The organism is Micromonospora sp., assembly GCF_048594385.1.
GTDB classification, from domain to species: domain Bacteria; phylum Actinomycetota; class Actinomycetes; order Mycobacteriales; family Micromonosporaceae; genus Micromonospora; species Micromonospora wenchangensis.
Map to the genome: position 1 here is coordinate 1 of NZ_JBMDWU010000105.1, position 2,854 is coordinate 2,854.

A 2,854-nucleotide genomic window follows, 5' to 3' on the forward strand; every position below is an offset into this window, starting at 1 on the left:
CGGCACGATCTGCTGGATCGCGTGGGTGCGGGCGAACTGCCGCCACGGGTCCTCCTGGGTCGCCTTCAGCGACAGCGAGACCCGCTCGCGGTCCAGGTCGACGTCCAGGACCTCGACCTCGACCTCCTGGCCCACCTCGACGACCTCGGACGGGTGGTCGATGTGCTTCCAGGACAGCTCGGAGACGTGCACCAGGCCGTCCACGCCGCCCAGGTCGACGAACGCGCCGAAGTTGACGATCGAGGAGACGACGCCCTTGCGGACCTGCCCCTTCTGGAGCTTGTTGAGGAACTCGGTGCGCACCTCGGACTGCGTCTGCTCCAGCCAGGCCCGGCGGGACAGGACCACGTTGTTGCGGTTCTTGTCCAGCTCGATGATCTTGGCTTCGAGCTCGCGGCCGACGTACGGCTGCAGGTCACGCACCCGCCGCATCTCGACCAGCGACGCGGGCAGGAAGCCGCGCAGGCCGATGTCGAGGATGAGACCACCCTTGACGACCTCGATGACCGAGCCGCGGACGACACCGTCCTCGTCCTTGATCTTCTCGATCGTGCCCCAGGCCCGCTCGTACTGCGCCCGCTTCTTGGAGAGGATCAGCCGACCCTCCTTGTCCTCCTTCTGGAGGACCAGGGCCTCGATGTGGTCACCGACCGAGACGACCTCGGCGGGGTCCACGTCGTGCTTGATCGACAACTCCCGCGAGGGGATGACACCCTCGGTCTTGTAGCCGATGTCGAGCAGGACCTCGTCCCGATCGACCTTGACGACGGTGCCTTCGACAATGTCGCCGTCGTTGAAGTACTTGATGGTCTCGTCGATCGCGGCGAGGAAAGCCTCCTCGGAACCGAGATCGTCGTGGGTGACCCGGGTGGCGCTCGAGGGGGCCTCGATGCTGCTCGTCATGTGGGCGGTTGCTCCGGTCGGATGGGTTGTCACAGCAGGCGTGGTGTCGCAGTGACCCGTTCGCGCCAGCGGATCCGCCACCGTCCCCACCTGACGATCGCCAGAAGAGGATCATCGGTGCTCCGGTGACCGCGCACCTGCTCCCTGCCGAGGTACACGATCCACGAGCGCATCGTCTAGCCTACCCGCTGCATTACCACAGCGTGCAAGCCCTCCCGGGTCCTCACGACCTCGTCTGCTGCGAAAGCGGAGATTTCGGTGGGAAAGCACCTCCGGTGTCTCATCCGTCACATCCACCCCACGGGACCGACAGCGTACGGCCGCGCGCCGCGCCGCGCACGGCGGGGTCCGGCGGACGACGCCACCGCAGGGCCTAGCGTGAACGGGTGGACGACGACGAGCGGGTGATCCGACGCCGGGTGGGCGACACCGAGGCACGACGGGCCAACCGCGGCTGGTGGGACGCCGATGCCGACGACTACCAGGCCGAGCACGGCGCATTCCTGGGCGAGGTGGACTTCCGCTGGTGCCCGGAGGGGCTACGCGAGTCCGAGGCGCGGCTGCTCGGCGAGCTGGCCGGGCGGCGGGTGCTGGAGGTCGGCTGCGGCGCGGCGTCCTGCGCCCGCTGGCTGGCCACCCAGGGGGCCGAGCCGGTCGCCTTCGACCTCTCCGCCGGCATGCTGCGGCACGCCGCCCGCGCCGCCGGCACCAGCGGGGTACGCGTGCCGCTGGTGCAGGCCGACGCGCTGGCCCTGCCGTTCACCGGGGCGTCGTTCGACATCGCCTGCACGGCGTTCGGGGCGATCCCGTTCGTCGCCGACTCGGCCGCCCTGATGGCCGAGGTGCACCGGGTGCTGCGCCCCGGCGGACGCTGGGTGTTCTCGGTGACCCACCCGATGCGCTGGGTCTTCCTCGACGACCCCGGCGAGGGCGGGCTGACCGCCGTGCACTCGTACTTCGACCGCTCCCCCTACGTCGAGCAGGACGAGCGGGGGGTGGCCAGCTACGTGGAGCAGCACCGGACCCTCGGCGACCGGATCCGCGAACTGGTCGGTGCCGGCTTCCGCCTGGTCGACCTGGTGGAGCCGGAGTGGCCGGCCGGCCACCGGGAGACCTGGGGGCAGTGGAGCCCGCTGCGCGGGCGGCTCTTCCCCGGCACCGCCATCTTCGTCACCGAGAAACCGGCCGCCACCTGACCGGACCGGCACCTGACCGGCCACCACCGGACCGGTAGGCCCGGACCGGGCTGGCACCCGCCGCCGACCGTCCCGTCGGCACCGGACCGGCCACCACCAGACCCGCCGGCTGGGCCGTCGGGCCCCGCACGGGGCCCGCCAGCATCGCCGGCCGGCCGGGCGCGTTGTTTCGGTGCGGTGCCGTCGGGTACCCGCCGGCCATGGCCGAGCACCGGTTCCAGCAGGGTGACCACGTCTCCTGGGCCAGCCACAGCGGTCGCGCCCACGGTGTGGTGCAGGAGGAGCTGACCGAACGTACCCACGTGCGGGGGCGCGCGGTGAACGCCGCCCCGGACGACCCGCGGTACCGCATCCGCAACGACGACTCGGGGCGCGACGTCGCCCACCGGCCTGAGGCGTTGCGCCGTGAGCCGAGCTGACGACCCGCAGCAGACCTACCGGGAGTTCACCGAGGCGGTGAACATGAAACCCGGGGAGCTGGCGTCCTGGTTGCAGACGCCGGAATCCAAACAGGTCGGCTGGCACAAGGGAGGCCGAGCCGGTGGCGGCGAGTCGGTGGGGCACTCGTCGGGCCGGCGGATCGTCGACCTGCTGCGTCGCAAGCGGGCCGAGCTGTCCGCCGCCGACTACCGGCACATGCGCACGGTGATCGGCTACGTGCACCGGCACCTGGCGCAGCGACCGGCCGGCGACGTGCGGGACACGAAGTGGCGCTGGTCGCTGATGAACTGGGGCCACGACCCGCTGCGCTGACC

General features: G+C 71.2%; 3 protein-coding genes and 1 pseudogene. 3 read left to right on the forward strand and 1 reads right to left on the reverse strand.

Annotation, left to right across the window (positions count from 1 at the left end; translation table 11 throughout):
• On the reverse strand, window positions 1–903 hold a 903-nt coding region (locus tag ACOJTC_RS04750), incomplete at its 3' end, for a S1 RNA-binding domain-containing protein (protein WP_420115899.1).
• 386 nt (window positions 904–1,289) lie between these two features.
• On the opposite strand from ACOJTC_RS04750, the gene ACOJTC_RS04755 reads away from it, so the two are divergent.
• The 3 genes and pseudogenes from ACOJTC_RS04755 to ACOJTC_RS04765 all read left to right on the forward strand — a co-directional run.
• Window positions 1,290–2,099, forward strand: a complete 810-nt coding sequence (locus tag ACOJTC_RS04755; protein WP_420115900.1) for a class I SAM-dependent methyltransferase — start codon at window positions 1,290–1,292, stop codon at window positions 2,097–2,099.
• A gap of 200 nt (window positions 2,100–2,299) precedes the next feature.
• On the forward strand, window positions 2,300–2,518 hold the full coding sequence (locus ACOJTC_RS04760) for a DUF2945 domain-containing protein (protein ID WP_420115901.1): 219 nt from the start codon (window positions 2,300–2,302) through the stop codon (window positions 2,516–2,518).
• Window positions 2,505–2,849 (forward strand): annotated as a pseudogene (locus ACOJTC_RS04765) (DUF3140 domain-containing protein); the annotation flags it as partial. The gene ACOJTC_RS04760 and the pseudogene ACOJTC_RS04765, both read left to right, overlap by 14 nt.
• Window positions 2,850–2,854 lie beyond the last annotated feature (5 nt).